Raw genomic sequence first — 24508 nt, 5'->3', positions numbered from 1 at the left:
TTGGCCCCAAGGATTCGCGGAGGTGAATCGACCCTGATATTGTTGATACCTTCGAGCTGCTGCTTTTGGCCGGTTGGTGACTATTGCCCAGAGATAGCCACTGACTCCAAGCCTGCTCTAGGCAAGCTGCAGCCGGGTCAACAGCGCTTCTCATCACCTTGGTCTGTCCCGGAACCGATGGACAGGCAGTTAAGAGCTATTACTCGCATTTTGCCACTCAAACGCCATCGGACTGAGGTAGCCCAACGTCAAGTGGCGCCGGCGGCGTTTATAAAAACGGATGTAGTCGAACAGGTCTGCTTTCCCCACTTGATAGCTGGCGTAGCCCGTTAGGTACACCCGCTTGGCCTTCGGCGTACGGAAGAGGAGTCTCCATCGCGGCGGTGTCTCGGCAGTTCCCCGGACATGAATGGCCGGGCACGATTCGATGTCGCTGAAGCAAGGCCTAGCAGCCGTACGCTCAGTATTTGCAGCCACGATCCGACTTCTTCTTTCAGCTGTCGAGGTGCAACGGTTGATCCCTTCCTAGCCTTGGAGGCCGTCGAGGGTGCTGGATTCGGCGAGTATCAAAATATTGTACGGCCTCTTCGACGAAGCGACCACGGCGCGTCGGCTGGAGTAAGACCTGTGATCGGTGAAGGCATTCACGAACATGTTACGCGCCCTTGTCGAACATAATGCAGTGCGTGACTACCTCTTGGCCAAAATCGACGGCGGCCCTGCACGGTGTCTGTTAATTCGCTAAGGCTGCAGTGGGGCGCTGAGTGCAACTGAATTCGCGTTGCGAACCGTTGCACACTCGGGCCAGCTTGACCGCGGTGGGGCTTTTTGCCGAGAGCTTGAGGTCGAGCACCTACCCAGAACTGGTTAAGTCCAGCCATCTGCTCGACTTTAATACCATCGTATTCCGACAGAACACCTTGCGACAGACAGTTCGACAGCCCAGCAGATCGGACTGAAGTCTGAGTGTAAATGGCCTTTCGTTGTCCTAAAGACTACTGCCACGACTCGAATTTCTCTTCCCATAGGGTACCTCTGAGCCGCGTCGATTCTTCTCAATCCGCGTCCGCAGCTGCGACCTCTATTCATCAAATTTCGACCATTTCACATCGCCGAATCGTGAATTAAGGATGCCTAAACGCTTTTTAAGCGCTGAAAATTTGGTTGACGAAAGCGGTGCGCGGCCATAAACTCGAGCCGTTTCTGGGAGAGCGCCATGCACGATAAAGCGAGCTTCAAAAAAAAACACATCCTATCTCATAAAAATATTGATGGCGTTAAATCAGCGCTAACAAAATTTCCTCTCAAATACCTCTTCGCAATATTCCCTCGAATTACCTCTTCGCTATACTCCTTCGCAACACTCCTTTTCAACATTTTTTCGGAACATCCTTTCAAAACACTTCCTCGCAATACTCCTTCGCAATACTCCTTCGCAATACTCCTTCGCAATACTCCTTCGCAATACTCCTTCGCAATATTCCCTCTTGAGCTTTTCAATCTTCGGGCGTTAAAAACAAATGGCTGTTTAGTTTGCATGAAAACGATATCAATTTAGACAAGCGAGAAAATTGATCCACACACCATCTTGTGAAACCAGGCAAAGATTAGGTTCTTTGTTTGCGGGTCGTGAGTACGGGAAACGCATCAAACTGAAACGTGGATGGATTTTAGTCTTTTACTGCAGCTAGGGATATTCAATAAAATTAACCAGCCTAAAAATCAACATTTAAAAATAGACCGACCTGAACATTACAACCACCATAACAAACGCTTGATAATTACCAGGAGCAAAATTTCAAACCAGATAAATTTGTTAAATTCATATTTTTAATAAAAATCTGCGCACAAACCAAGTTGGAATTTTGCACGTCAATTTTACGTAGACTAGAGAGAGAACATAACATGAGCAGCACACTTCGTTGGCTTACAGTTATTCTTTCAGCAATTGTTTTTCTGAGTGGCATAGGCTCATTGATCATCATATGGACAACACTAATTGTGCCAACAAACTTGCGATTTTTAGTAAGCGGATGGATTTGTGTGATACTAGCATTAAGTATGATTTTTGGAGTTTCTCAATATAAAGCACTAATGCTAATAAGAATAAAAATAAACAGAAAGAACTTCATCGTGAAATACCCACGAAATAATTCACATTGATTTAAATTCGATAGTCAGTGGAATGACTTAGGAATGTCAGTGGAACGTGCTAGTCCAGAACTTATACTAGATTAGAAACTGAAATCTTTTACCAATATGTAGAATTTATTCTAATAAAAAGGTGGTGATTGTGATTTTACTTCGGCATCTACGGTATTTGTTGGCCGTTGCGGATAATGGAGGTTTCACACGAGCTGCGGAAATGCTGCACGTATCCCAGCCAACTCTCTCGCAACAGATCAGGCAACTTGAAGGCACTCTTGGCGTCAGCTTATTCGACCGAACTTCTCGCATGGTTAAACCCACAGAGGCCGGACTGGCATACATAGACTGCGCCCGCCGAGTGTTATCGGAGCTATCGGCAGGTAGGCGTGCTTTGCAAGACATAAAGGATTTGTCTCGTGGCATTCTCAGGCTCGCAATGACCCCAACCTTTATGGCATATCTTGCCGGGTCTCTAGTAAATGATTATGCCGCAGCGTTTCCCAGCATTCATTTAGAGATCTATGAATTAAGCGTCAGCGATCTAGAAACTGGATTGATGAATGATTCGTTTGATATTGCAATTGCATTTGATCAGATTGTAAATGCGGAAATCGAATCTATTCCAGCTTTTGTAGAAACTCTAGGAATAGTCGTCGGCAGTGCTCATTCACTTTACAACTCTCAGCACACTTTAACCGTTGAGGGGATTACAGAACTACAATTTGCACTGCCAACTTCGAATTTTGAAACTCGAGCATTCATTGATGAATACTTCGAAAGATTGCAAATCACACCCAAAGTGATTATAGAAACGAACTCGATTAATACCTTGCTCGAAGTTATCCGGCATACACCTGTCGCTACTATTTTGCCAGAGGCCATCGCCACTCAGATTCGCACGGTGTGCAAAGTTCCACTAATCAACGACCCGCTTGAGCGTCAAGCGGTTCTCATGAGACGAAAGAGTGGCTATCACAGTACGGCGTCATTGGCTTTCACGAATCTAGCCCTGGCAAAATTTAATACACAACGGGACAAGTAAACATTTACTCCAAATAACAATTTTTTCTTATATGATTTTTTTCAAAAAAAAAAATTACTAGAAAATAATATATAAACTTTGGATAAATTCAAACTAAGAGGATTTACCTTTAAAAAAACAGCAAATGTTAATTGCCACGGAAAAATACAAAACCTAATGACGCTCATACTAATATTTAACGCAACTTGACATAATGATCTTGAGAAATATCTACATATGGAAAACAAATCTTGATAATTGATAACCTATGATTGTAATTTTGCTTTTCAACGTTTTTCTCTAAGTATTTTCATTTTAGTAACATATGATTTTATGGTGATAAAAAGATGGATATTGAAGTTGCAAAAACGTTTTTGGAGATCGTCAGATGTGGCAGCTTTATCGCCGCTGCGGAAAGGTTGCACGTGACACAAACAGCTATTACAGCCCGAATCCAAAAATTGGAAAATAGTCTGAACAGCAAGCTATTTGTCCGCAATAAAACAGGGGCTAAGCTAACAGCCGACGGAGAAGTGTTCGTTCTCTATGCTAATAGACTAATACAAACTTGGGAAGCAGCAGTTAGAGACCTTCCACTGCCAGAGGGCATAAATAAAATACTCCACATCGGAGGCGAGGTTAGCTTATACAAACCTCTCATTTTAAACTGGGTTCGTGAGTTAAATAAAAATATAACATCGCATGCGATAAAGACAAAAATAGGTGACAGCATAACGTTATTGCACCAACTTGAACTAGGGCTTTTAGACGCGATCCTTGTATATCAACCTACTTATTGGCCCGGGTTGCAGGTTGAACTAATCCTTGAAGAAAAGTTAATTCTTGTTAGTTCTACAATGAAACCTACCCCATATATCTATGTTGATTGGGGCACTAGATTTAGACAATTGCATGATGGGGCGTTGCAAGAATATGCTAGCGCAGCTTTGTCATTTAATTTGGGGCCAGCAGCTCTGCAGTACATTCTAAACAATGGAGGCTCAGGATATTTCCGAGCTCGAGTGGTTCAACCTTATATCGATAAAGGAATTCTAGAGCGCGTGAGCTCAGCACCAGAGTTTAGTTACCCAACCTATTTGGTTTATTCGCACATCGGGCCAACAGATGAATTAAATTTGGCGATAAAATTACTGAAACAGATTATAGCGACTGATTGTGATTGGTCCTAACAACAAACAACGATAAATCCAACGATCTAGCGTTAATTACTTTTTATCAACATCGAAAAAATGGTGCAGGAAACCAAATTCCATTTTATACATGGAAATGGCATGGGTAGGTTTTTATCAAACATTTAATTCACTAAAAAATTTATGGCAGTTCAAAAAAATGGATATCGAGCTAGCAAAAACATTTTTAGAAATTGTTAACTGTGGCAGCTTTATCACCGCTGGAGAGAAATTACACATAACCCAAGCAGTCATTATAGCTAGAGTTCAAAAACTAGAACGAAGCTTAAATTGCAAACTATTTCTCCGCACAAGTACAAGAACCAGACTAACAACGGAAGGAGCATCATTTTTTGATTATGCCAACCAACTGATAAAAACCTGGAATGCAGCAGTTAGAGATTTGCCTTTACCGAGACATGCCCATAAAGTTCTTCATATCGGAGGTGAGGTGAGCTCATATCATCCTCATTTAGAGATTAGGTTTACAAAATAGAAAACCATAAATTCGTGCCTATGATCCTAATCTATAAATGAACAGCGAGATCAGGACTTTGCGTCAGTGCGGAGCGCGGGAACCATCTTATTAATCGAGTTGGCGTGTCTCGTAAATTCTACAAACTCTTGAAGAGGAATGTTTTGGTGCGCTCTGTTTGCAATGCACTGCTGCATCTATGTCTATGAGGAGTGCTATTTTTTTCGCTGGCTGATCTGAGTTCATAGGCAAAGATTCATGCAGTGAGTGGATGCCTCTGACCTTCAAGAAAAAAATTTTCTATTTCGGCAACCGTGTATCATTCATTTCACTGCTGTTATTCAATTTTATTCCCCCAGTCATGCGGTATGCATCGGCTTGCAATACGCGTCAGTATTACTATACCGATTAGGTAGATAAGATCAGAGCCGGAATCTCGCTTTCAGAAGCATGGGCCAACCACTATTTCCAAGTCGACCACCAGCCCCAATCAGCACACGGCGTCCAGAGCGTTTGGACTTCAGCCTTCACCAGATAGGCCGTCATTAACGCTTGGTTTGCCGTTGGTGCCTCCGCCATGCGTACCTGCTCTAGCGTTTGCAGGTCTGAAGACCACACGGCAACAGCCATCAGGCTGGCATGAGGATCTTCCCTGATGATGGCCGTGAGCATTCGGTAATGCCTCTTCGACGCGAACGCGATCAACTAACTCTCGGCCATATTTGGCACCACAAGAGAGAAATCGCAAACCACTCGCGACTTCGGATGGTTGCAGAAAACCTCCATGCCAAAATCAAATGTTCGTGTCCATCGCCGTTTTTATTTTAGCACTTCTAACTAGCCCAGTTCTTTAATGCATGGCCTGACCGAAATAGGGCTGCAGCTCTTCGCCGATCTACGGAGTCCGTCTTGGGAGCAAACGCTGCGTAACAATGCCCTTGAGCAACTCAAATCGCCTATCACCAGGGACGTGGTTGCGCCCTCTGCAAAGTGTTAAGCATCGCTTGCCAAGCTAGACGCAACAGCAATCGAACGTATCCCCAATACAGCCCATACATTTAGGCGTGCAACGCGAGAGCCGCTCGCAGGCTTGAGAAAACGCATCAGTCAAGGAGCTCGATGTGGACATTGCGATCCAGACACACTGATGGCTTTCACGTGTTTGCAGCAGTCACGGCAGCAGACCCACCTGAGAAATACACCGAGGCGCATCACTCGCCGAGAATGGGCTGATCACGAAAACTCATGAGGAAATGAGCTGGGCTTTTGGAAGCAACTGAAGGAGGGAAGTCGAAGCGTTGAGAATTAAGTAAATTTGTAGAGGGTCGACATTGGTTTTGATGGGGATGACAGAAACACCTTCTCAAAAGGGACAAATTATACCGCAGATGAGAACACCAACTTGTCAGATGTATCTGTTCGCATGAATAGCACCACTCAAACTGTAGTTTTTCTATACTCCCAAAATTTCGTGAAAAAAAACACATAATTAGGATGTCGCATAACTCAGGCAATATATTAATAATCGGATCCTCTACTTATTTTTCCATAAAAAAAGGCCCATCGTACTGATGAGCCTCTGTATCTCATTTGAGATACGAAATTTTCCGTCCTTGGAGATGGAAATCAGTTATGCAACAAAACTGTCAGTTGAATCGTTGGGAGCGGCAGTTAAATCTAGCTCAACGCCATTCACAATTTTATCGAATGTCATGCCAGTCGATTGTGTAATTTTGTTTGCAGCTTCAGGATCATCAGCAAATGGAAGTAATGCAGCTTGTTGGATGTCATCTACAGAACTCGTTTTCAGCGTATAAAACAATCCTACTACAAGCGTGCCAATCGCTATAAAAAACATAAGTGCTTGCATCGGTACTCCGATCAATTAGCAGGTACAGCAATTGGCATATTCTCGACCTTCTCACCACCTCGAATGGTTTTCCACGTGTTATAACCCATCATTAACATCCCGCTCGCAAATGTCGACCCGCCGATCAAACGAACAATATAACCTGGGTGGCTGGCCTGTAACGCTTCAACAAAGGAATACGTCAAAGTACCGTCATCATTGATAGCCCGCCACATTAGCCCTTGAGTGATACCATTGACCCACATAGAAGCGATATAGAGCACTGTGCCAATAGTGGCCAGCCAAAAATGCGTATTAATAAGTCCAACGCTGTACATTTGTTCCCGACCATACAGCTTTGGAATCATATGATAAAGCGTGCCAATAGTGATCATTGCCACCCAGCCAAGCGCCCCGGCGTGCACATGTCCTATTGTCCAGTCAGTATAATGAGACAATGAGTTGACCGTTTTAATCGCCATCATAGGTCCTTCAAACGTCGACATTCCGTAGAATGCAAGGGAAACAATGAGGAATCTTAGGATCGGATCATTTCTTAATTTATGCCACGCTCCGGACAAAGTCATCATACCGTTAATCATGCCTCCCCAACTTGGAGCCAACAGAATAATGGACATCGCCATGCCCAATGACTGAGCCCAGTCTGGAAGTGCAGTATAATGAAGATGATGAGGACCAGCCCAAATATATACGGTGATTATCGCCCAGAAATGAACAATAGAAAGCCGATAAGAATAAATAGGTCTATCCGCTTGTTTAGGCACGAAATAGTACATCATGCCTAAAAAGCCAACGGACAGGATGAATCCTACAACGCTATGCCCATACCACCATTGAATCATTGCGTCGGTCGCACCCGAATAAAAGGAATATGACTTAAGAAAACTTACTGGAATGGAAAAATGGTTAATGACGTGCACCATTCCGGTGACAACAATAAATGCGCCATAGAACCAATTCCCCACGTAAATATGCTTGACTTTCCTTATCGCAATTGTACCAAAGAATAAATAGGCGTAGACAACCCAAACAATTGTCACGAAAACTGCAATGGGCCACTCCATTTCCGCGTATTCTTTGGAAGTCGTATATCCAAGTGAATAACTTATAATCATTGCTAAAATTGACAGTTGCCAACCCCAAAACATAAAGTTAGCTAATCCATCAGAAACCAGTCGTGCTCTGGATGTACGTTGAACTACATATAACGACGTTGCGAACAATGCACCGCCACCGAATGCAAAAATTACAATATTCGTGTGAATTGGTCGAAGTCTTCCAAAGGTAGTCCACATCAAGCCGAAATTTAGTTCAGGCCACACCAGTTGTGCTGCTATAAACACCCCCATCCCCATCCCGAGAATGCCCCAGATCAAAGTTGCCAATGTGAATTTTCGGACAATAGAGTAATTGTAAACCGAGTCCACATCATTAGAGATCGTTTGGCTGGCCGTATGTGTATTATTCATCACGAGTCCGTTGAGCGCTAAAGTACCTAATATCAAGGTCGCATTCTGGTACTCTGATTAATGCGTGACAAATTCAAATTATTGCTAAGTGAATCATTTTTTTTGATTTAAAAAAACCACAGTCCAGAAGCTGCAGTAAACGCATAACAGACGGCGTTTTAGTTTTATAAAACACTTAAAAATCATTAATTTTTCCGGAAAGGGTTGAAAAGTAATTGCGGCACACCCCTAGCTTCTACGTCTGAACCTCCCGCGTCACACTGACAGAAAAAGCGGCAATTTGTCGTCCTCCCTCTGCCCAGATCGCGAATCATTTTAGACGTGCTCTTGTGACTGGACGTTTTGATTAGTCGAGGGACTGCTAAACTTATGGCGTCCGTGACTCTCTACATTTTCATTTATTGTGCTTATTTAAACATCAGGAATAAATTGATTAAAAATAATTGCTCTATCATTTCTTACTAAAAAGAACTTGTCGTTTTTTCCCAAAAAATATGAGATAAAATTTGCATAGATGTTTAGCCCGAGGTTGCTTGAAACACAAACACGCCGATTCTATTTAACGCGTGCCAGCGGTCACGCTCAGGATCTAGCGTCGAGACGACGCCTTGTCGATATGAGTGCTTAAGCCAAACGGGCCGTTATTGGCTTTTTTTCCAGCTTGTGGAGCTTGTTTCACTAGGCTGAGTCCCCATATCGTAGTAATCACCTCGAACCGTTTGAAAATTAACAAATCAGGTCTGTTAGTATCACGCCTTCAGTTAATAAACCAAGCTGCTCAAGTTTTCTAGCGGCTAATAGCAGCGATGCGGATCACCACACGGGACTACTGTTTCATATGCTGGTTGAACGGATCACGGTGAATCGACTCGTCGACCTAGCGCTGAACGTATGCGCGACGTCGGCATGCGGTCTGAGCCGCGGGTTTCCTGATCGGGCTTGATCAGTTTTATGCTCAGGGTAAGCTTGCGCCAGTGATATTGGTTCAGCGCGTCGTTAAGGCGCCGTCGCTGGGTGGGACTGAATAAGGCTTACAGGCCGGGTCAAAATGTGAAAGCCAAATGTCTCCATCGCCGGCGATCAAGGTGCAGTTGGCCGCGATACTGCCAGTCATTCGGGAGATTGGTTTCGGGAGCAGTTGCAGCCATGGCAGCGTCAAAGCGGTGGCCAGCTTCGCTGCCGCTGAAAATTCAGCTACCGCCATCGACTATGCCGTGGTGTTCACCCGCCCACTCATCGGGATAGCTGAAGGCCAAATCCATACCTGGCTCAATGTAGTATTTGTCCTAAGATGCTCGTCATCTAGATCTATGCCCCGCGTGGAGGCACCCAACTCACCACGGACGGCCAGGACACCGGCGCGGCAACCCAGTCGGGTACATCGAGCAATTTGGACCGCAGATTGTTGAACGACTTTAGGCTTTTTCAGGTCGTTCCAGGCAGACCGACAACTGCTTCGATCACTACGGGGTCGACCACTGGCTCGGGTACGATGACAAGCGTCGATGCAGATTCGGGGGCAACCACCGCAACCAATGCGGGCATCACTGGTACGATTGCCGCAGCGACTACCGGGGCAATAACAGACGCAAAAGCCACTGAATTGGCGAAATCAACTGTGGCCTGGCTGATTCCGACTGGCTTTAGCGGTTGCTTCGGAGCGTCCTCGGTGTCCGCCGGTTGGAACGCGAGCATCCGCAGCAGGATCATTTCGAAACCACCACGAGGATTCGGCGCCAACGGCAAGTCGTGGCGGCCGATCAGCCCCATTTGGTAATAAAACTGTACGTCTTCGGCGGGCAACGCCCGGGCCAGTGCGAGCACTCGATCACGATCGCCGTGATCATTGTCGAGACCTTCAGGCAAGGCCTGGGCAATCGCAACCCGCTGAAGCACATTAAGGATTTCTGAAAGTACGCCGTTCCAATCCGGGCCTAGGTCGGCCAAATGATGGACGGCTTCGAACAGCGCCTTGGCATCGCCTTCGATCAGCGAATGCAGGACATCGAACACCTGGCCATGATCCAGGGTTCCGAGCATTGCCCGCACGTCAGCGGCCATGACTTTGCCTTCACCGAAGGCAATCGCCTGATCGGCCAAGCCCATGGCGTCACGCATCGAACCATCAGCCGCGCGGCCCAGCAGCCACAATGCGTCGTCTTCAAACGGTACGTTTTCGACCGTCAGCACGTGGGTCAAATGCTCGACCACCCGTTCCGGGGTCATGTTCTTCAGAGAGAACTGCAGGCAGCGGGAAAGAATGGTTGCCGGAAGTTTCTGCGGATCGGTGGTCGCCAGGATGAACTTAACGTAGGGCGGCGGCTCCTCGAGAGTTTTCAGCAGCGCATTGAAGGAATGACTGGAGAGCATGTGCACTTCGTCGATCAGGTAGACCTTGAAGCGCCCGCGGTTCGGGGCGTACTGCACGTTGTCGAGCAGCTCGCGGGTGTCCTCGACCTTGGTCCGGCTCGCAGCGTCGATCTCGATCAGGTCGACAAAGCGGCCCTCATCGATCTCGCGACACATCAAGCACTCCCCGCAGGGCGTAGAAGTGATACCTGTTTCACAGTTCAGGCATTTGGCGATGATCCGCGCAATGGTGGTCTTGCCAACGCCGCGCGTGCCGGTGAACAAGTAGGCGTGGTGCAGCCGCTGACTGTTCAAGGCATTGATCAGAGCCTTGAGCACATGGGTCTGGCCGACCATTTCGCGGAACGAGCGTGGACGCCATTTACGTGCAAGAACCTGATAACTCATCGAAAACCCTCGCAACGAAGGAACACAAGCAACTAATGCTAGCGAAGCAAGACCAAAAATGCATCCAGTGCAATAACGCGAGCTGTAAATGACATGATCTTGTTCATGGGGACGATGAAACCTTTGGAAACAACTCCGATCCGCCAGCGCAAACTTTGATTGCCCATCTCCCGCGAGCTATTAGCACTAGGTTACTACCACGATCGAAAGCCCAATCAGGCTTTTTCATGGACGGCTAAGAATGGGCTACCGATGGGCGCCACGACCTTCATCTCCTCTACTTGGACGGAGGGGAGGCGTGGCTTCCCGCTGTCCGCAGGATGGTTTCAGACTTCACCTGTTTAAGCACTATCGTCAACCCCCTTTATGAATACCCTTTCTCAATAGCGATGCACATAGGACTGGGCTTCGCGGCCACGCTTTTCCCTATTGGTCTGGAGACCTCAGTTGCCATCAGCTTGCGGGTTTATCGAAAGCACTCTCAAGGTCAGTGAAAAATCCACTCTCATTCAACATTGCCCCATCGATTTTCGCAGTGGCATGCACGCCCGAGTAACCTCCATCAGGAACCGGTGTTGCTAAAGTATCTGGGATGCGGACAACCGAAGGAGTTCTTTCTCTTGATGGTGGGGATAGCGTATCCAGTTGCCAGGCACTGCCTAGGAGCCTATAGATTGCGACAGCGCTGCGATAAACATCCACTTCTATCTGGAAGCCGGGCGCACATGTTGTGCGCCCGGCAGCTTCTCACGGTGTTTTCGTGATAGCGAAACTCGGCCAGATCCGAAAATGGTCGGCTGGGCTCTTTGTTTTCCCTGCTTACGCCTTCACTGTTTCCTTGATATAGGTCAGATTCTTTACTGCGAAACCCCTCATGGTTTAGATCATATGATTGGCCGCTTGCGGCCCGGTTCCGTTCCGTCCTGACTGGCAAGAATCGGTTATAAGCAGTCTATCCAGACGCTTTTCCATAGAGATGACAACGAAATCAGGAATCTTGCAAAATCAGATCAGCTCCCTTCTCTGCCACCATCAACACTGCCGCATGGGTATTGCCGGAAGTGACGTTGGGAAAAATCGACGCATCGACAATGCGCAAACCGTTCAGACCATGGACTTTAAGACGCTTGTCGACCACCGATTGCTGCTCGTCCGCGCCCATCGCGCAGGACCCGCACAGGTGGTAAATCGAACCACTGTTTTCACGAAAATACTGCAGCATCTGCTCGTCGCTTTCGATGGCCGGGCCGGGCAGTACTTCCTCGACGGTGATGCCTTTGAGTGCCGGCGCCTGCATGATCTTGCGCATCAGGCGGCTGCCCTGGATCACCTCGTCGATGTCCTTTTGTGTGCTCAGGTAATTCGGGTCGATCAGTGCGGCGTCCCGCGGGTTTTTCGAAGCAATCTCGATGTGCCCGCGGCTGGTCGGCCGGCACGGATTGAAGCACAGCAGGAAGCCTGAGTACGGCTCGGGCTTGAGGCTGGCCTTGTTGTTTTTCGGAATCTGGTACGAAAGCGGGTTGAAGTACAGCTGCAAGTTCGGGTTGGCTTGCTGTTCGTTGCCGCGGAAGAATCCGCCGGCCTGATTGACGCTCATCGCGAGTGCGCCCTTGCGGGTGAACAGGTATTTGAGACCCAGCTTGAACTGACCGAACAGCGAACTGAGTTGGTCGTTGAGCGTCGGGATGTTTGCCTTGTAGTAATAGCTGGCGCACAGGTGGTCTTGCAGGTTTTGCCCTACGGCCGGCAGGTGCTTGACCAACGGGATGTTGTGTCTGGCCAGCAGCGCCTGATCCGCGACTCCGGATAATTGCAGAATCTTCGGTGTGTCCACGGCACCGGCACAGAGGATCACTTCCTTGCTCGCGGCGAAGGTGCGCGCCACGCCATGCTGGGTGATGGAAATTCCGGTTGCGCGACCGTTGTCGAACAACACCCGATCCACCAGCGCGTAATGCTCGACCGTCAGGTTTGGCCGGCTCAATGCCGGATGCAGATGGGCAAAACTGCTGGAGCAGCGTTGACCGTTGCGGGTGTTGACGTCGTAGATTCCCGAGCCTTCGAACTTCGGCCCGTTGAAATCGTCACTGTGCGGATAGCCGAGTTCGTCGCAGCCCTTGAGGAACACATCACAGATCGGATGGGTCTGGCCCTTCATCGGGGTGATGCTGATCGGACCGCTGCCGCCGTGGTATTCGCTGTCGCCCAGCGGATGGTTTTCCAGTTTGCGGAAGTACGGCAGCACGTCCTTGAAACCCCAGCCCTCGTTGCCGTTGGCCGCCCAGTCGTCGAAGTCATGGGCCTGGCCACGGACATAGATCATCGCGTTGATCGAACCCGAGCCGCCCTGCACTTTGCCGCGTGGGGCGTAGATTTCGCGGTTGTTCAGCTGTTTTTGCGGCTGACTGTAGTACATCCAGTTGAAGGTCGGGTTGTAATACATTTTGGCGAAGCCGACCGGAATCTTGAACCACAGGGAACTGTCCTTGCCGCCCGCTTCGAGCAGCAGCACCGAGTATTTCCCGGAAGCCGACAGCCGATTGGCAAGAATGCAGCCTGCGGCGCCAGCGCCAGCGATGATGTAGTCGTAAGTCATGCACGGTTACCGCGTAAGTCGTTGTACAAAATTCGAATGAACGAGGCGATTCCCTGTGGGAGCCAGCCTGCTGGCGATGACGGTTTGACATTCAACATCAATGTCGACTTATTCACCGCTATCGCCAGCAGGCTGGCTCCCACAGTAGTTGCTCCTGCCCCGTCAGCCTCGGGCTGGCGATGTGTCTTTGACGTCAGCCGGGGTCGGCGCCATTTGCAGGTGCAGGCGCTCGCCGGTGTACGGCGAATGCTTGCGCACCACGCCCATGTTCAATTCCACGCCCAGGCCGGGTTCGGTGGACGGAATGATGTAGCCGTCCTCCCATTGCAATGGCTTGGTCAGGACTTCGGCATGGAAACCGCCCCAGGTCATGATGCTTTCCTGGATCAGGAAGTTCGGCGTGCAGGTGGCCAGCTGGAAACTCGCCGCCGCGCCAATCGGCCCGTTGTAGAGGTGCGGTGCGATCTGCGCGTAATAAGCCTCGGCCATGCTCGCGATTTTCTTGGCTTCCAGCAGACCGCCGCAGCGGGCGACGTTCATCTGCAGAATCGACGCACCGCCAGCCTGCAGCAGCTTGAAGAATTCGTACTTGGTGGTCAGGCGTTCGCCGGTGGCAATCGGAATGCTGGTCTTTGCGGCGACTTGTGCCATGGCCTCTTCCTGCCCCGGCGGCACCGGTTCTTCGAACCACAATGGATCGTACTTTTCCAGACGCTTGGCCAGGCGGATGGCCGAGGACGGCACCATTTGCCCATGCGTGCCGAACAGCAAATCGCACTTGTCGCCCACCGCTTCGCGGATCTTGCGGCAGAAGGTTTCGCAGCGCTCCAGCACTTCCAGCGAGATCTGATGCCCGGAGTACGCGGTGTAAGGTCCGGCCGGGTCGAACTTCACGGCGGTGAAGCCTTTGTTCATGTTCTCGATCGCGCACTCGGCGGCCAGGTCCGGGTCGTCGTAGTCGTACTCGCCCTTACTGTTGACCGGGTACAGATAGGTGTAGGAGCGCAGGCGTTCGTTGACCTTGCCGCCCAGCAGTTCGTACACCGGTTTGTTCGCCGCTTTGCCGATGATGTCCCAGCAGGCCATCTCCAGGCCGCTGACCACGCCCATCATGGTCAGGTCCGGACGCTGGGTGAAACCGCTCGAATAGGCCTGACGGAAGAAACGTTCGATGTGGTGCGGGTCGTGGTTGAGCAGGTAGCGTTCGAACACGTCTTCGATGATCGGCAGCATGGCTTTGGGGCCGAAGGTCGCGGCGTAGATTTCGCCCACCCCTTCGATGCCGCAATCGGTCTTGAGCTTGACGAACAGCCAGTACATGCCGCCGATGTGCGGTGGCGGTACGGCGACGATATGGGTTTCAAGGGCGACGATTTTCATCTCAGGCACCTGTTTAGTTCAAAGAAGTCTTGATCAAAGATTTACGGTTGATTCGAGCGCGCAGGGTCAGGGCCGCCAGGGTCCCGAGCAGGCCGACGAAGGCGATGTAGCCGAAATACAGCTTGTAACCAAAGGCACCCGGGAAATGTTCGGTGAGGTAGCCGTTGATCAAGGGAATGAAAGCGTCCGGCAAGTAACCGATTACCGAGACAATGCCGATAGCCAGGCCAGTGATGCGCAGCGGAATGTTGCAGGTGTCGAGGATCGCCCAGTACAGGCCGCGAATGGCATAGGTCATCAAACCGATGAAGATCACCGTGCCGATCAGCAGGCCCATGCTGTTGAGCGCAGGGAACAGAATAAGGCCGACCATCGCCAGGGTCGCGAGGAACAGCGCCACGACCAGCACCGAAATGTTCGAGAACTTGTCACCCAGCCAGCCACCGCCGATCCCGCCAATCGGACGCATCCACAATTTGATGGTGGTGATGGTGCCTGCCATGACCGCGGTCATGCCGCCGCCCTGCAGATAATCGGAGAAGCTGTAGGTGGCCCAGAAAATGTGATAACCGCAGAACACGATGGCCGTCACCAGCCACAGCTCGGGGATTTTCACCAGGGTCGTCAGGTCGCTGAGCAGGTTGTACTTGCCCTTCTCCACCGCCGCCGTGTCTTCCATCGACTTCGGGTCCTTGATCAACACCAGCACACAGCCGATGGCGATACAGGTGAAGGCATAGAGGTAGACCACGTGTTTGAAACCTTCGGCGGCGGTGTCGCCACGTGTTTCGGTGGCGAAAGCAAACAGTCCGAGTGCGACAGTCGCCAGCAAGGCTTCGACCAGCCCACGACCGCCATCGAGGATGCCGAAGAACCGGCCCTGTTCAGTGTGATGAGCGATCATCTTCACGCGCTTGAGCACCGAAGCCCAGAACGTCAGGCCGGTGGTCAGGCCCCAGCAACCGAAGATGATCATCAACCCGGTCATCGACGGCGCGGTGGAATACCAGAGGCCCAGAGCGCCGGTGGCGACCAGCGAAAAGAAGATCAGGAAACGCGGGGCAATGCGGTCCGCCAGCCAGCCGCTAGGCAAATAACTCAGAAGGAAAATCGTGCCGAGCATCGAGTACAGATAACCCAGCTCGCTGTGGTTGATCTGGAACACTTCGAGCATGGTGGTCTGGTAGACCTGGCGCAGGTACAGGATCGGATAGATCGCACCGGCGGCCAGCACCAATAGCATCAGTTGGAAATAGCGACTTCCCTTGTCACTGTGGCTTTTTGAACCCGCGTTCGAACCCTGAACAGCGGCAGCAGTGGATGCATGCTTGGACATCTAGGAGACCTCGGGCAGCCCGGTGGTCCGGGCGCCCCTGATAATTGTTTTTATGGGTGCAGCGTGAGGCGTGTTGCGGTGAATCAATACTTCATGACCACCAGACGGGTCTGGGTGAATTCGAGCATGCCGTGCTTGCCGTCATCACCGCCCAGGCCCGAGCGTTTCCAGCCGGCGTGGAAGCCCTGGTACGGGTCTGCCGGGGTGCGATTGACGTACAACTCGCCGGCTTCGATGGCGTTGGCGACTTTCATCGTGGTGCGGTAGTTCTCGGTGTACAGCACCGAGGACAGGCCGAACTGATGGTCGTTGGCCATGGCCAGCGCTTCGTCGATGTCGCGGTACTTGAGCACCGGCAACACCGGGCCAAAGATTTCTTCCTGGATGATTTCCATGTCCTGGCGGCAGTTGCTGAGCAGGGTCGGCGGATAGAAATGACCCTTGCCATCCGGCAGCACACCGCCTGTTTCCAGTACAGCACCGGCGGCGATGGCGCGCTCGACCATGGCATGAATGTTCCGTTGGGAGCTGGCGTTGACCAACGGGCCCATAAGGTTCGCATCGGTGGTGCGGTCGCCGAACTTCACGGCGCTGATTTTGGCTTTCAGCAAGGCGAGGAATAGTTCGTAGACGCTTTCTTGCACATAGACCCGCTCCACCGCCGTGCACAACTGGCCGCAGTGAGTGGTCTTGGAGGCAACGATCGCGGTAGCGGCGGTTTCAAGGTCGGCGTCGGCTTCGATGATTGCCGGGGTCTTGCCGCCCAGTTCCAGCGACGGCTTGGCGATGTTGGCCTTACAGTAATCGAGCACGATGCGCCCGGCGTTGACGCTGCCGGTCAGGGTGATCAAGCCGACCGCCTTGTGCGTACAAACGGCGGCGGCCGTGGCGTGATCCATGGTCAGGATGTTCACCACACCGGCAGGCATTCCGGATTGCTGCACCGCCTTGGCGATTTCGAACGCCGAGGTCGGGGTGTTGTTGCTCGGGCGCACCACCACGGTGTTGCCAGCGATCAGCGCCGGAGCGATTTTGCGCAGCAAGGTGTAGACCGGGTAGTTGAACGGAATCAGGCACGCGACCACGCCAATCGGCTCGCGGTGCAGGAACAGGTTTTCGTTAGGGGTGTCGCTGGGAATGATTTCGCCTTCGATGCGGCGCGCCCATTCAGCGTGGTAACGGGTGATCTGCGCCGCGTAGCGGGCTTCATTGCTGGCATCGGCAACGCTCTTGCCGGATTCGGCTGCCAGGGCGGCACCGATGTTTTCGGCGCAGGCATCCAGGGCGTCGGCGAAGGATCGCAGGTGTTCGGCGCGTTCGATGCTGGTGAGTTTGCCCCAGGTTTTCTGAGCAGCAGCGGCGGCTTCGACCGCATTGACCGCTTCATCGGCGGTCGCCGCCGAGACGTGACCCACCAGCGCTTCGGTGGCCGGGTTGAAGACTGCAATCAGCGCTTCGCTGGCAGGTTCAATGAAGTGACCGTTTACAAAGTTTCGCTCGAGTCGCATGTGCATCGCCCATCGTTGTTTTTATCCAGTTCCAGCAGTCTTGACATCCTAGCGGGGTTGAACAAACGATTTATTGAGCGGGGAAACATTCGAAAAAAGCAGGTTACCTCAAAGAACCGCACGCCCCCCTGGAGCTGCTGCAGGCTGCAATCTTTTAATGTTGCTTTTAAAAAATCAAAAGATGGCAGCCTCGTTGCACTCGACAGCTCCTACAGGGGATTTGGGGTATTTAGCTGGCAGCTGTGGACGGTTCGAGCTGCCGTTGCGCCAACCAAATCTCCTCCTGCAACCACTGGCTGAATACCTGCAATTGCGGCATCAAAGTCTGCTCCGGCCGGGTCACAAGCCAGTAGGATTGATGCCCTTCCACATGCACGTTCAGCACCTGGGTCAGTTGCCCACTGGCCAGTTCCGGGGCGACCATGTGCCAGTCGGCGATGGTGATGCCCAAGCCATCAGTCGCCGCGCGAATCGCCAAATCCAGTAGATCGAATTCATAACCGCCCTGGGTGTCGACCCCACTGATTTTCGCCGCGTCCAGCCAGTGTTTCCAGGTCAGGTAGCGCTGGTCTTCCCGTGCCAGTACATGCAGCAGGGTCAAGTGGTTGAGGTCTATGCCGCCCTCGGTCCATTCCCGCGCATAGAGGGACGGCGCGCACACCGCGATGTGCCGTTCCTGCATCAGCAGCGAGGCGTCGAGGCCATCCCATTCGCCATCGCCGAAACGGATCGCGCAGTCCAGGGTGCTGGTTTCCGCGAGGCTGTCTTGCAGGCGCGTGGTGATACTCAACTCCAGCTCCGGGTGCATCTCGCGCAGGCGTCCGAGGCGCGGCATGAGCCAACGGTTGGTGAAGGTCGGCGGCGCGTTGATGTGCAGCCGATTGGCGTGAGATTTCTGCTGGATACTGCGCACCGTCAGCTCGATCTTGTCGAACGACTGGTGCAGCGCCCGTAACAACACACGGCCGGCGCTGGTCAATTCGAGGTGATGATGCCGGCGCTCCAGCAGGTTCTCGCCCAGTTGTTCTTCGAGCTGGCGCACCTGGCGGCTGACCGCGCTCTGGGTGACATTGAGCAACTCCGCCGCCCGGGTAAAGCTTCCGGTGCTGCCGGCCACTTCGAAGGCTTTGAGCGCATTGAGCGCGGGCATTTTGCGTTTCATGAAGAGGACTCGCGCAAGGGCTGACGAATGCCAAGCATCCCACGGCTTGGGGGAAATTTCCTGAGCAACATGCATTTTTGTGTTGTGCAGAGGGACTTGAGTCCGAAGAAGATCTGCTGTGTGTGTGTATGTGGGAGGGAGCGGACTGGCTCGCGATAGCGTCATGTCAGGCTGCCTTTTTTATTGAATGACCCACCGCTTTCGCGAGCAAGTCCGCTCCCACAATTGACCCCATTGGCTGATGGCAGGCCGTCTATTTCAAGCACTCGCGATCCATGCACTCAGTAACATGCATTTATCGAACGTTCGACCGATGAATTTATCGTTTGTCGATCTTTACACTGATGACAAAACTGCGGCCATCTCAAAAAAAAACAACATGAGAGCTGCCCCATGCCCCATCTCGACGAGCTAACAACTCTGGACGGCGCCTTGCCGCATCCAGCGGTCAACGACCTATGCATTCAAGTCAAAAGTGGCGAGATCAACCGCCGGCAGTTCCTGCGTACCGCCGCACTGCTTGGCATTACCGCTGCCAGCGCCAGCACTTTCCTTGGCTCCGCCCTAATCGGTAATTCGGCCCGCGCCGCCGAGGCTGTTCCGCCACGTCAGGGCGGTACGCTGCGATTTGCCTGTGCCATCCAGGAAATCCAGGATCCGATGCTGATCACCTGGATCGAAGCCTCGAACCTGCTGCGCAATTCCCTGGAGTTCCTGACCTGGGTCGACGCTGACAACATCACCCACCCGTATCTGGCCGAGAGCTGGAGCCCGTCCGACGACCTCATGACCTGGACTTTCAACCTGCGCCAGGACGTGAAGTGGAGCAACGGCGACACCTTCAACGTCGAGGATGTGCAGCACAACATCCAGCGCTGGATCGCTGCCGACTCGAAGTCGGTCAACCGCACCGCGTTCCAGGACATCAGCGCCTTCGAAAAAATCAGCAACTTCCAGTTCCGGCTGATGCTCAAGCGACCGATGCTGGCGATCCCGGAAATGCTCAGCGCGTTCACCTGCGCCATCGTCCACCGCAGCTTCAAGGCCGGGGATGACTGGGTAAAAAATCCACTGTGCACCGGGCCGTTCAAACTGGTGTCATTTGCGGTCAACAAGCAGGCAACCTTCACCAAGCGCGCTGATTACTGGCGCAAACCGGCCAACCTCGACGAGTTGCGCTACGTCGACATGGGCACCGACGTCTCGACGCACCTTGCGGCACTCCAGGCCGGACAAGTGGACGTACTCTACCGAGTGACCGTGGCCGAACTGGACTTGGCCAAGCGCTTGCCGGGGGCGCAGTTGCTGACCTGCAAATCGGCGCAAACAGTGGTCATGCGCATGGCCTGCGACCAGAAGCCGTTCGATGATGTGCGGATTCGCAAGGCCGTAGTGCTCTGCGCCGACAACGCGCAAATGCTCAAGATCGCCTATCGCGGCATGGGCACGTTGGGCGAGGACCATCACGTGGCCCCGTCCCACCCGGAATACTTCCCGCTGCCTAAGCGTGAACGCGACGTCGCAGGCGCGAAAAAACTCCTCGCAGAGGCCGGCCACCCGAACGGCATCGACATCGACCTGATCGTCGGCAACACCCAGGGCCGCTATGAACAGGACTGCGCGCAGATCCTGCAACAGAACTGCGCCGAAGCTGGGATCCGCATCAACCTGAAAGTGATCCCGGCCACCCAGTACTGGCCGATCTGGGACAAAGCCGCGTTTAGCCTCACCTACTGGGCCCATCGCCCTTTGGGCGTGATGTCCTTGGAACTGGCTTATCGCAGCGGCGCCGCCTGGAACGAAAGCCACTACAGCGACCCGGCGTTCGACGCTGCACTCGATAAAGCCATGGGCATCATCGACCCGAAACAGCGCGCTGCCGCCATGCAAAACGTCGAGCAAATCCTGCAGGACGCCTGCGTCATGGTGCAGCCGTTCTGGGGCGACAAATTCACCGCCGCGAGCAAGAAAGTCCAGGGATTCCAGGTTCACCCATCGGACTTCTACCCAATGGATGAAGTCTGGTTGAGCGCCTGATTCAAGCGCACCTCATGCGGCTCTCCCACCTCGGTGGGTTGGGCCGCCATCCCTTGATTAGCCGGAGCGTGCGAGCATGGCTAAGTTTCTTTTGCGTAAATTATTGGCGCTGGCGGCAACCCTGTTGTCGGTGTCAGTGATCGTGTTCCTGGCCCTGGAACTGAACATCGAAGACGTCGCGATCAACGTCCTCGGCCCCTACTCTGCCGCCGACCAGCGCGCCGCGTGGCTGGTGGAACACGGTTACAACCAACCCTTCGTCTGGCGCTACCTGGTGTGGCTAAAGGATTTTCTCAGCGGCGACTGGGGCACTTCGGTGCACTTTCGTGAGCCGGTGATCGACCTGTTGCTGCCGAACCTCGGGCAAACCCTGATCCTTGCGGGTCTGGCTTTGGCGGTGATGGTGCCGGTGGCGTTGACCCTTGGCATTCTGGCCGGGATTCGCCAAGGCTCGGCGGTGGATCGGCTGGTGTCATTCCTGTCGATCATCACCACTTCGATTCCGGACTTCGCCAGTGCGGTGTTCGTCTCGGCGATCTTCGTCTTCTGGCTCAACTGGCTGCCGGGCGTGAGCAGTATGAGCGACGGCTTCAACGCCGTGGAACTGGCGCTGCCACTGATGGTGCTGTGCCTGTTCGGCATCGGTTATCTGGCGCGGATCACCCGGGCCTCGATGGTTGAGGTGATGCAGGCGCCGTACATCCGCACCGCCCGCCTCAAAGGCGCGTCGACCTCACGGATTGTGCTGCGCCATGCCTTGCGCAACGTGTTGATCGCGCCAATCACGGTGATTATGTTGTACATCCCCTGGCTGCTATCGAACGTGATCGTGGTCGAGGTGTTCTTCGCCTACAAAGGCTTCGGCTCGCTGCTCTACACCGCATCGCTGAACCATGACGTATACCTGATCGAAGCCTGCGCAATGATCAGCGGCATCGTGGTCGGCGCGACCAAAATCTTCTCGGACCTGGCCTACACCTGGCTCAACCCGCGCATCACCTTGCGCAGTCTTGGCGGAGGTGGCCAATGAACTTCCTCAATTCGTTCAAACATCCTTTGGCATTGCTCGGTTTGCTGCTGGTCGGCGGCTGGGTGCTGATGGCGATTTTTGCGCCCTGGCTGGCGCCTCATGACCCTTTGGAAAGCTTCACCCCGCTGTTGACGCCGATGACCCCGGACGGCAATGGTGTGAGCTTTCTGTTGGGTACTGACATGATCGGCCGGGACATTCTGTCGCGGCTGATCTGGGGCACCCGCACGGTGTTGTTCTGGTCGATCCTCGCGACCCTGACTGCGTTCGCCGTCGGCATCGCCATGGGTCTGTGCGCCGGTTACTTCAATGGATGGGTCGATGGGTTGTTGTCCTACGTCGCCGACACCGTGCTGTCGTTCCCGGTGCTGGTGTTGTACATCGTGATCATCATCGCCCTCGGTGCCTCGGCCCTGAACATTCTGATTGCGGTGACCTTCACCAGTGCCCCGGCGATCTTCCGGATCATGCGCGCGCTGACCATCGACATCCGCTCCCGGGACTACGTGCTCAGCGCCATCACCCAGGGCGAAGGCGCGCTGCGGATCATGCTGGTGGAAATTCTGCCGAACTGTGGCGGACCGTTGATCGTCGATTTCTGCCTGCGCATCGGCTACACCGCGATCATGATCGGCGCCCTCGGCTTCCTCGGCCTCGGCCTGCCGCCACCCACCCCGGACTGGGGTGGCATGATCAACGAAGGCCGCAGTATGGCCATCGCCTTCCCGCACCTGGTGATCTTCCCGTGCATTGCCATCTCCACCCTGATGCTGGGCCTGAGCCTGTTGGCGGACGGTCTGGACGAACACGCCCAGAAAGGCGCAAGGAGTTGAGCATGAGCCAACAACAAGTACTACGTGTGGAAAACCTCTCCATCGAGTTGCCCGCCGGTGCCGACCGTAGCCACGCCGTCAAAGGCATCAGCCTCGACGTGCGCAAAGGTGAAATCCTCTGTGTGATCGGCGAGTCCGGCTCCGGTAAATCGGTGCTCTCGGCGGCGATCATGGGCGACTACGCCAAGGGCCTACGCCACAGCGCAGGGGTGATCGACTTTCTCGGTGACGACATCTGCTGCATGGACGAGCACTCGTTGCGCAGCTTGCGTGGCAACCGTATCGCGATGATTTTCCAGGAGCCGATGGCGGCACTGAACCCGGCGATTCACATCGGCCAGCAAGTCGAGGAGATCTTCGACATTCACGCTCCGAGCATGCCCGCCGCCGAGCGCCGCGAACGCATGCTCGCCCTGCTCGACTCCACCCAATTGCCTGACCCGCCACGGATTGCCAACAGCTTTCCTCATCAACTCTCCGGCGGCCAATGCCAACGGGTGGTGATTGCCATGGCGCTGGCAATGAACCCCGATTTGCTGATTGCCGACGAACCGACCACGGCGCTGGACGTCACCACTCAGGCCCAAGTATTGAAACTGGTGCGTGACCTGCGCAATCGCGGCCAGCACGGCATTTTGTTCATCACTCACGACTTCGGTGTGGTGGCGGAAATTGCCGACCGTATCGCCGTGATGGAGGGCGGTGTATTGGTGGAAATCGGCGAGCGAGATCAAGTGCTCAACGCACCGAAACACCCTTACACCCGCAAGCTGATCGCCGCCGTGCCGGCGCTGCACCCCGAGTTGCACGCGCCGTGCGCCGACGGCGAGTTGGCGTTGCGCATCGAGCACCTGACCAAAACCTACAACGTCGGCGGTCGCTTGGTGCCGGCGCTCAAGGACGTTTCGCTGCAACTGCCGAGGGGCAAAACGTTGGCGATTGTCGGCGAGTCCGGCTCGGGCAAAAGCACCTTGGTGAAAGCAGCAATCCGGCTGGTGGACAGCGACAGCGGTCACGTCTGGGTCGGTGACACGGACTTCCTCGCGCTGCGCGGTTCGGCGTTGGCGGCGAATCGGCGGCGGATCCAGATGATTTTCCAGGACCCGTACGGTTCGCTGAATCCACGGCATCGGGTCGGCGACATCATCGCCCGCGCCGCGCAACTGCGCGGGCTGTCGGCCAAGGATGCGTGGACCGAGGCCGGGGATCTGCTGGAACAGGTCGGTCTCAAACGGGATGCCCTGAAGCGCAAGCCCCGGCAGTTCTCCGGCGGCCAGCGGCAGCGCATCGGCATCGCCCGGGCCCTGGCGATGCGCCCGGAAGTGTTAATTGCCGATGAAAGCGTTTCGGCGCTGGATGTCTCGGTGCAAAAACAAGTGCTGGAGCTACTCGCCGAACTGCAACAGCGCCTGAACCTGAGCATTTTGTTCATCACCCACGACCTGCGGGTGGCGGCGAAAATCAGCGATTACATCGCGGTGATGCGCCAGGGCGAAGTGGTGGAATACGGCACCGCGCAGCAGGTATTGCTGCGTCCACAGAACACCTACACCCAGACATTGCTCGCGGCGGCGCCCGGTGCTTCGGCGATACCGGTAGTGCCCGTCGCTGAACCACCGCTGAGGCTGATCCGACCTCAGGCCAACTGACCTCATAACCCTTTCCCCGGGTCGCAGCGTTCGCTGCGGCATGGGTT

At 53.4% G+C, this 24508-nt stretch carries 15 protein-coding genes and 2 pseudogenes; 7 read left to right on the top strand and 10 right to left on the bottom strand.

What is annotated here, in order from left to right; all coding sequences use genetic code 11:
- Positions 1 to 189 precede the first annotated feature (189 nt).
- Positions 190 to 477, bottom strand: a complete 288-nt coding sequence (locus ACIPZE_RS05280) for an IS3 family transposase (protein ID WP_400771804.1) — start codon at positions 475 to 477, stop codon at positions 190 to 192.
- Between the two features lie 1819 nt (positions 478 to 2296).
- On the opposite strand from ACIPZE_RS05280, the gene cynR reads away from it, so the two are divergent.
- The 3 genes and pseudogenes from cynR to ACIPZE_RS05265 form a co-directional block, all read left to right on the top strand.
- Positions 2297 to 3190 carry a transcriptional regulator CynR gene (cynR, locus tag ACIPZE_RS05275; RefSeq protein WP_400771876.1) on the top strand — a complete coding sequence of 298 codons (894 nt, stop codon included), beginning with the start codon at positions 2297 to 2299 and terminating at the stop codon, positions 3188 to 3190.
- Between the two features lie 326 nt (positions 3191 to 3516).
- Positions 3517 to 4359 carry a LysR family transcriptional regulator gene (locus ACIPZE_RS05270; protein ID WP_400771803.1) on the top strand — a complete coding sequence of 281 codons (843 nt, stop codon included), beginning with the start codon at positions 3517 to 3519 and terminating at the stop codon, positions 4357 to 4359.
- A 160-nt stretch (positions 4360 to 4519) separates the two neighbouring features.
- Positions 4520 to 4828, top strand: a pseudogene (locus tag ACIPZE_RS05265) (LysR family transcriptional regulator); the annotation flags it as partial.
- A 468-nt stretch (positions 4829 to 5296) separates the two neighbouring features.
- On the opposite strand, the gene ACIPZE_RS05260 reads toward ACIPZE_RS05265, so the two are convergent.
- The 9 genes and pseudogenes from ACIPZE_RS05260 to ACIPZE_RS05220 all read right to left on the bottom strand — a co-directional run bounded on the left by ACIPZE_RS05260 (position 5297) and on the right by ACIPZE_RS05220 (position 18912).
- Positions 5297 to 5506 (bottom strand): hypothetical protein, encoded by a 210-nt coding sequence (locus ACIPZE_RS05260; RefSeq protein WP_400771801.1) that lies wholly within the window; start codon positions 5504 to 5506, stop codon positions 5297 to 5299.
- A gap of 958 nt (positions 5507 to 6464) precedes the next feature.
- Positions 6465 to 6704, bottom strand: coding sequence for a hypothetical protein (locus ACIPZE_RS05255; RefSeq protein WP_400771799.1), 240 nt, complete (start codon positions 6702 to 6704; stop codon positions 6465 to 6467).
- A gap of 11 nt (positions 6705 to 6715) precedes the next feature.
- A complete protein-coding gene (gene ccoN / locus ACIPZE_RS05250) occupies positions 6716 to 8173 on the bottom strand; it encodes a cytochrome-c oxidase, cbb3-type subunit I (RefSeq protein ID WP_400771797.1) in 1458 nt (485 codons plus the stop codon).
- A gap of 1437 nt (positions 8174 to 9610) precedes the next feature.
- Positions 9611 to 10930 (bottom strand): annotated as a pseudogene (gene dnaX, locus ACIPZE_RS05245) (DNA polymerase III subunit gamma/tau); the annotation flags it as partial.
- 988 nt (positions 10931 to 11918) lie between these two features.
- The gene (locus ACIPZE_RS05240; protein ID WP_400771795.1) at positions 11919 to 13526 is read right to left on the bottom strand and encodes a GMC family oxidoreductase; all 1608 of its coding nucleotides are present in this window, start codon (positions 13524 to 13526) and stop codon (positions 11919 to 11921) included.
- Positions 13527 to 13688: 162 nt separating this feature from the next.
- Positions 13689 to 14906: a mandelate racemase/muconate lactonizing enzyme family protein gene (locus tag ACIPZE_RS05235; protein WP_400771793.1), complete on the bottom strand. Its 1218-nt coding sequence runs from the start codon at positions 14904 to 14906 to the stop codon at positions 13689 to 13691.
- 13 nt (positions 14907 to 14919) lie between these two features.
- A complete protein-coding gene (locus tag ACIPZE_RS05230) occupies positions 14920 to 16242 on the bottom strand; it encodes a nitrate/nitrite transporter (protein ID WP_400771791.1) in 1323 nt (440 codons plus the stop codon).
- Between the two features lie 83 nt (positions 16243 to 16325).
- Positions 16326 to 17750, bottom strand: a complete 1425-nt coding sequence (gene aldA, locus ACIPZE_RS05225; RefSeq protein ID WP_400771874.1) for an aldehyde dehydrogenase — start codon at positions 17748 to 17750, stop codon at positions 16326 to 16328.
- Between the two features lie 229 nt (positions 17751 to 17979).
- Positions 17980 to 18912 (bottom strand): LysR substrate-binding domain-containing protein, encoded by a 933-nt coding sequence (locus ACIPZE_RS05220; RefSeq protein WP_400771789.1) that lies wholly within the window; start codon positions 18910 to 18912, stop codon positions 17980 to 17982.
- Positions 18913 to 19305: 393 nt separating this feature from the next.
- On the opposite strand from ACIPZE_RS05220, the gene ACIPZE_RS05215 reads away from it, so the two are divergent.
- The 4 genes from ACIPZE_RS05215 to ACIPZE_RS05200 all read left to right on the top strand — a co-directional run bounded on the left by ACIPZE_RS05215 (position 19306) and on the right by ACIPZE_RS05200 (position 24461).
- Positions 19306 to 20949 (top strand): ABC transporter substrate-binding protein, encoded by a 1644-nt coding sequence (locus ACIPZE_RS05215; protein ID WP_400771788.1) that lies wholly within the window; start codon positions 19306 to 19308, stop codon positions 20947 to 20949.
- A 76-nt stretch (positions 20950 to 21025) separates the two neighbouring features.
- On the top strand, positions 21026 to 21979 hold the full coding sequence (locus tag ACIPZE_RS05210; RefSeq protein WP_400771787.1) for an ABC transporter permease: 954 nt from the start codon (positions 21026 to 21028) through the stop codon (positions 21977 to 21979).
- Entirely contained in the window at positions 21976 to 22812 is an 837-nt protein-coding gene (locus tag ACIPZE_RS05205) for an ABC transporter permease (protein ID WP_400771785.1), read from the top strand. The genes ACIPZE_RS05210 and ACIPZE_RS05205 overlap by 4 nt, the downstream gene beginning before the upstream one ends.
- Positions 22813 to 22814: 2 nt before the next feature.
- The gene (locus ACIPZE_RS05200; protein WP_400771784.1) at positions 22815 to 24461 is read left to right on the top strand and encodes a dipeptide ABC transporter ATP-binding protein; all 1647 of its coding nucleotides are present in this window, start codon (positions 22815 to 22817) and stop codon (positions 24459 to 24461) included.
- Positions 24462 to 24508: the final 47 nt, after the last annotated feature.

The sequence above is a fragment of the Pseudomonas sp. NPDC089741 genome (assembly GCF_044748825.1).
GTDB lineage: Bacteria > Pseudomonadota > Gammaproteobacteria > Pseudomonadales > Pseudomonadaceae > Aquipseudomonas > Aquipseudomonas helmanticensis.
The sequence above is the reverse complement of the archived record's forward strand: the minus strand, read 5'-3'. Positions and strand labels throughout refer to the sequence as shown.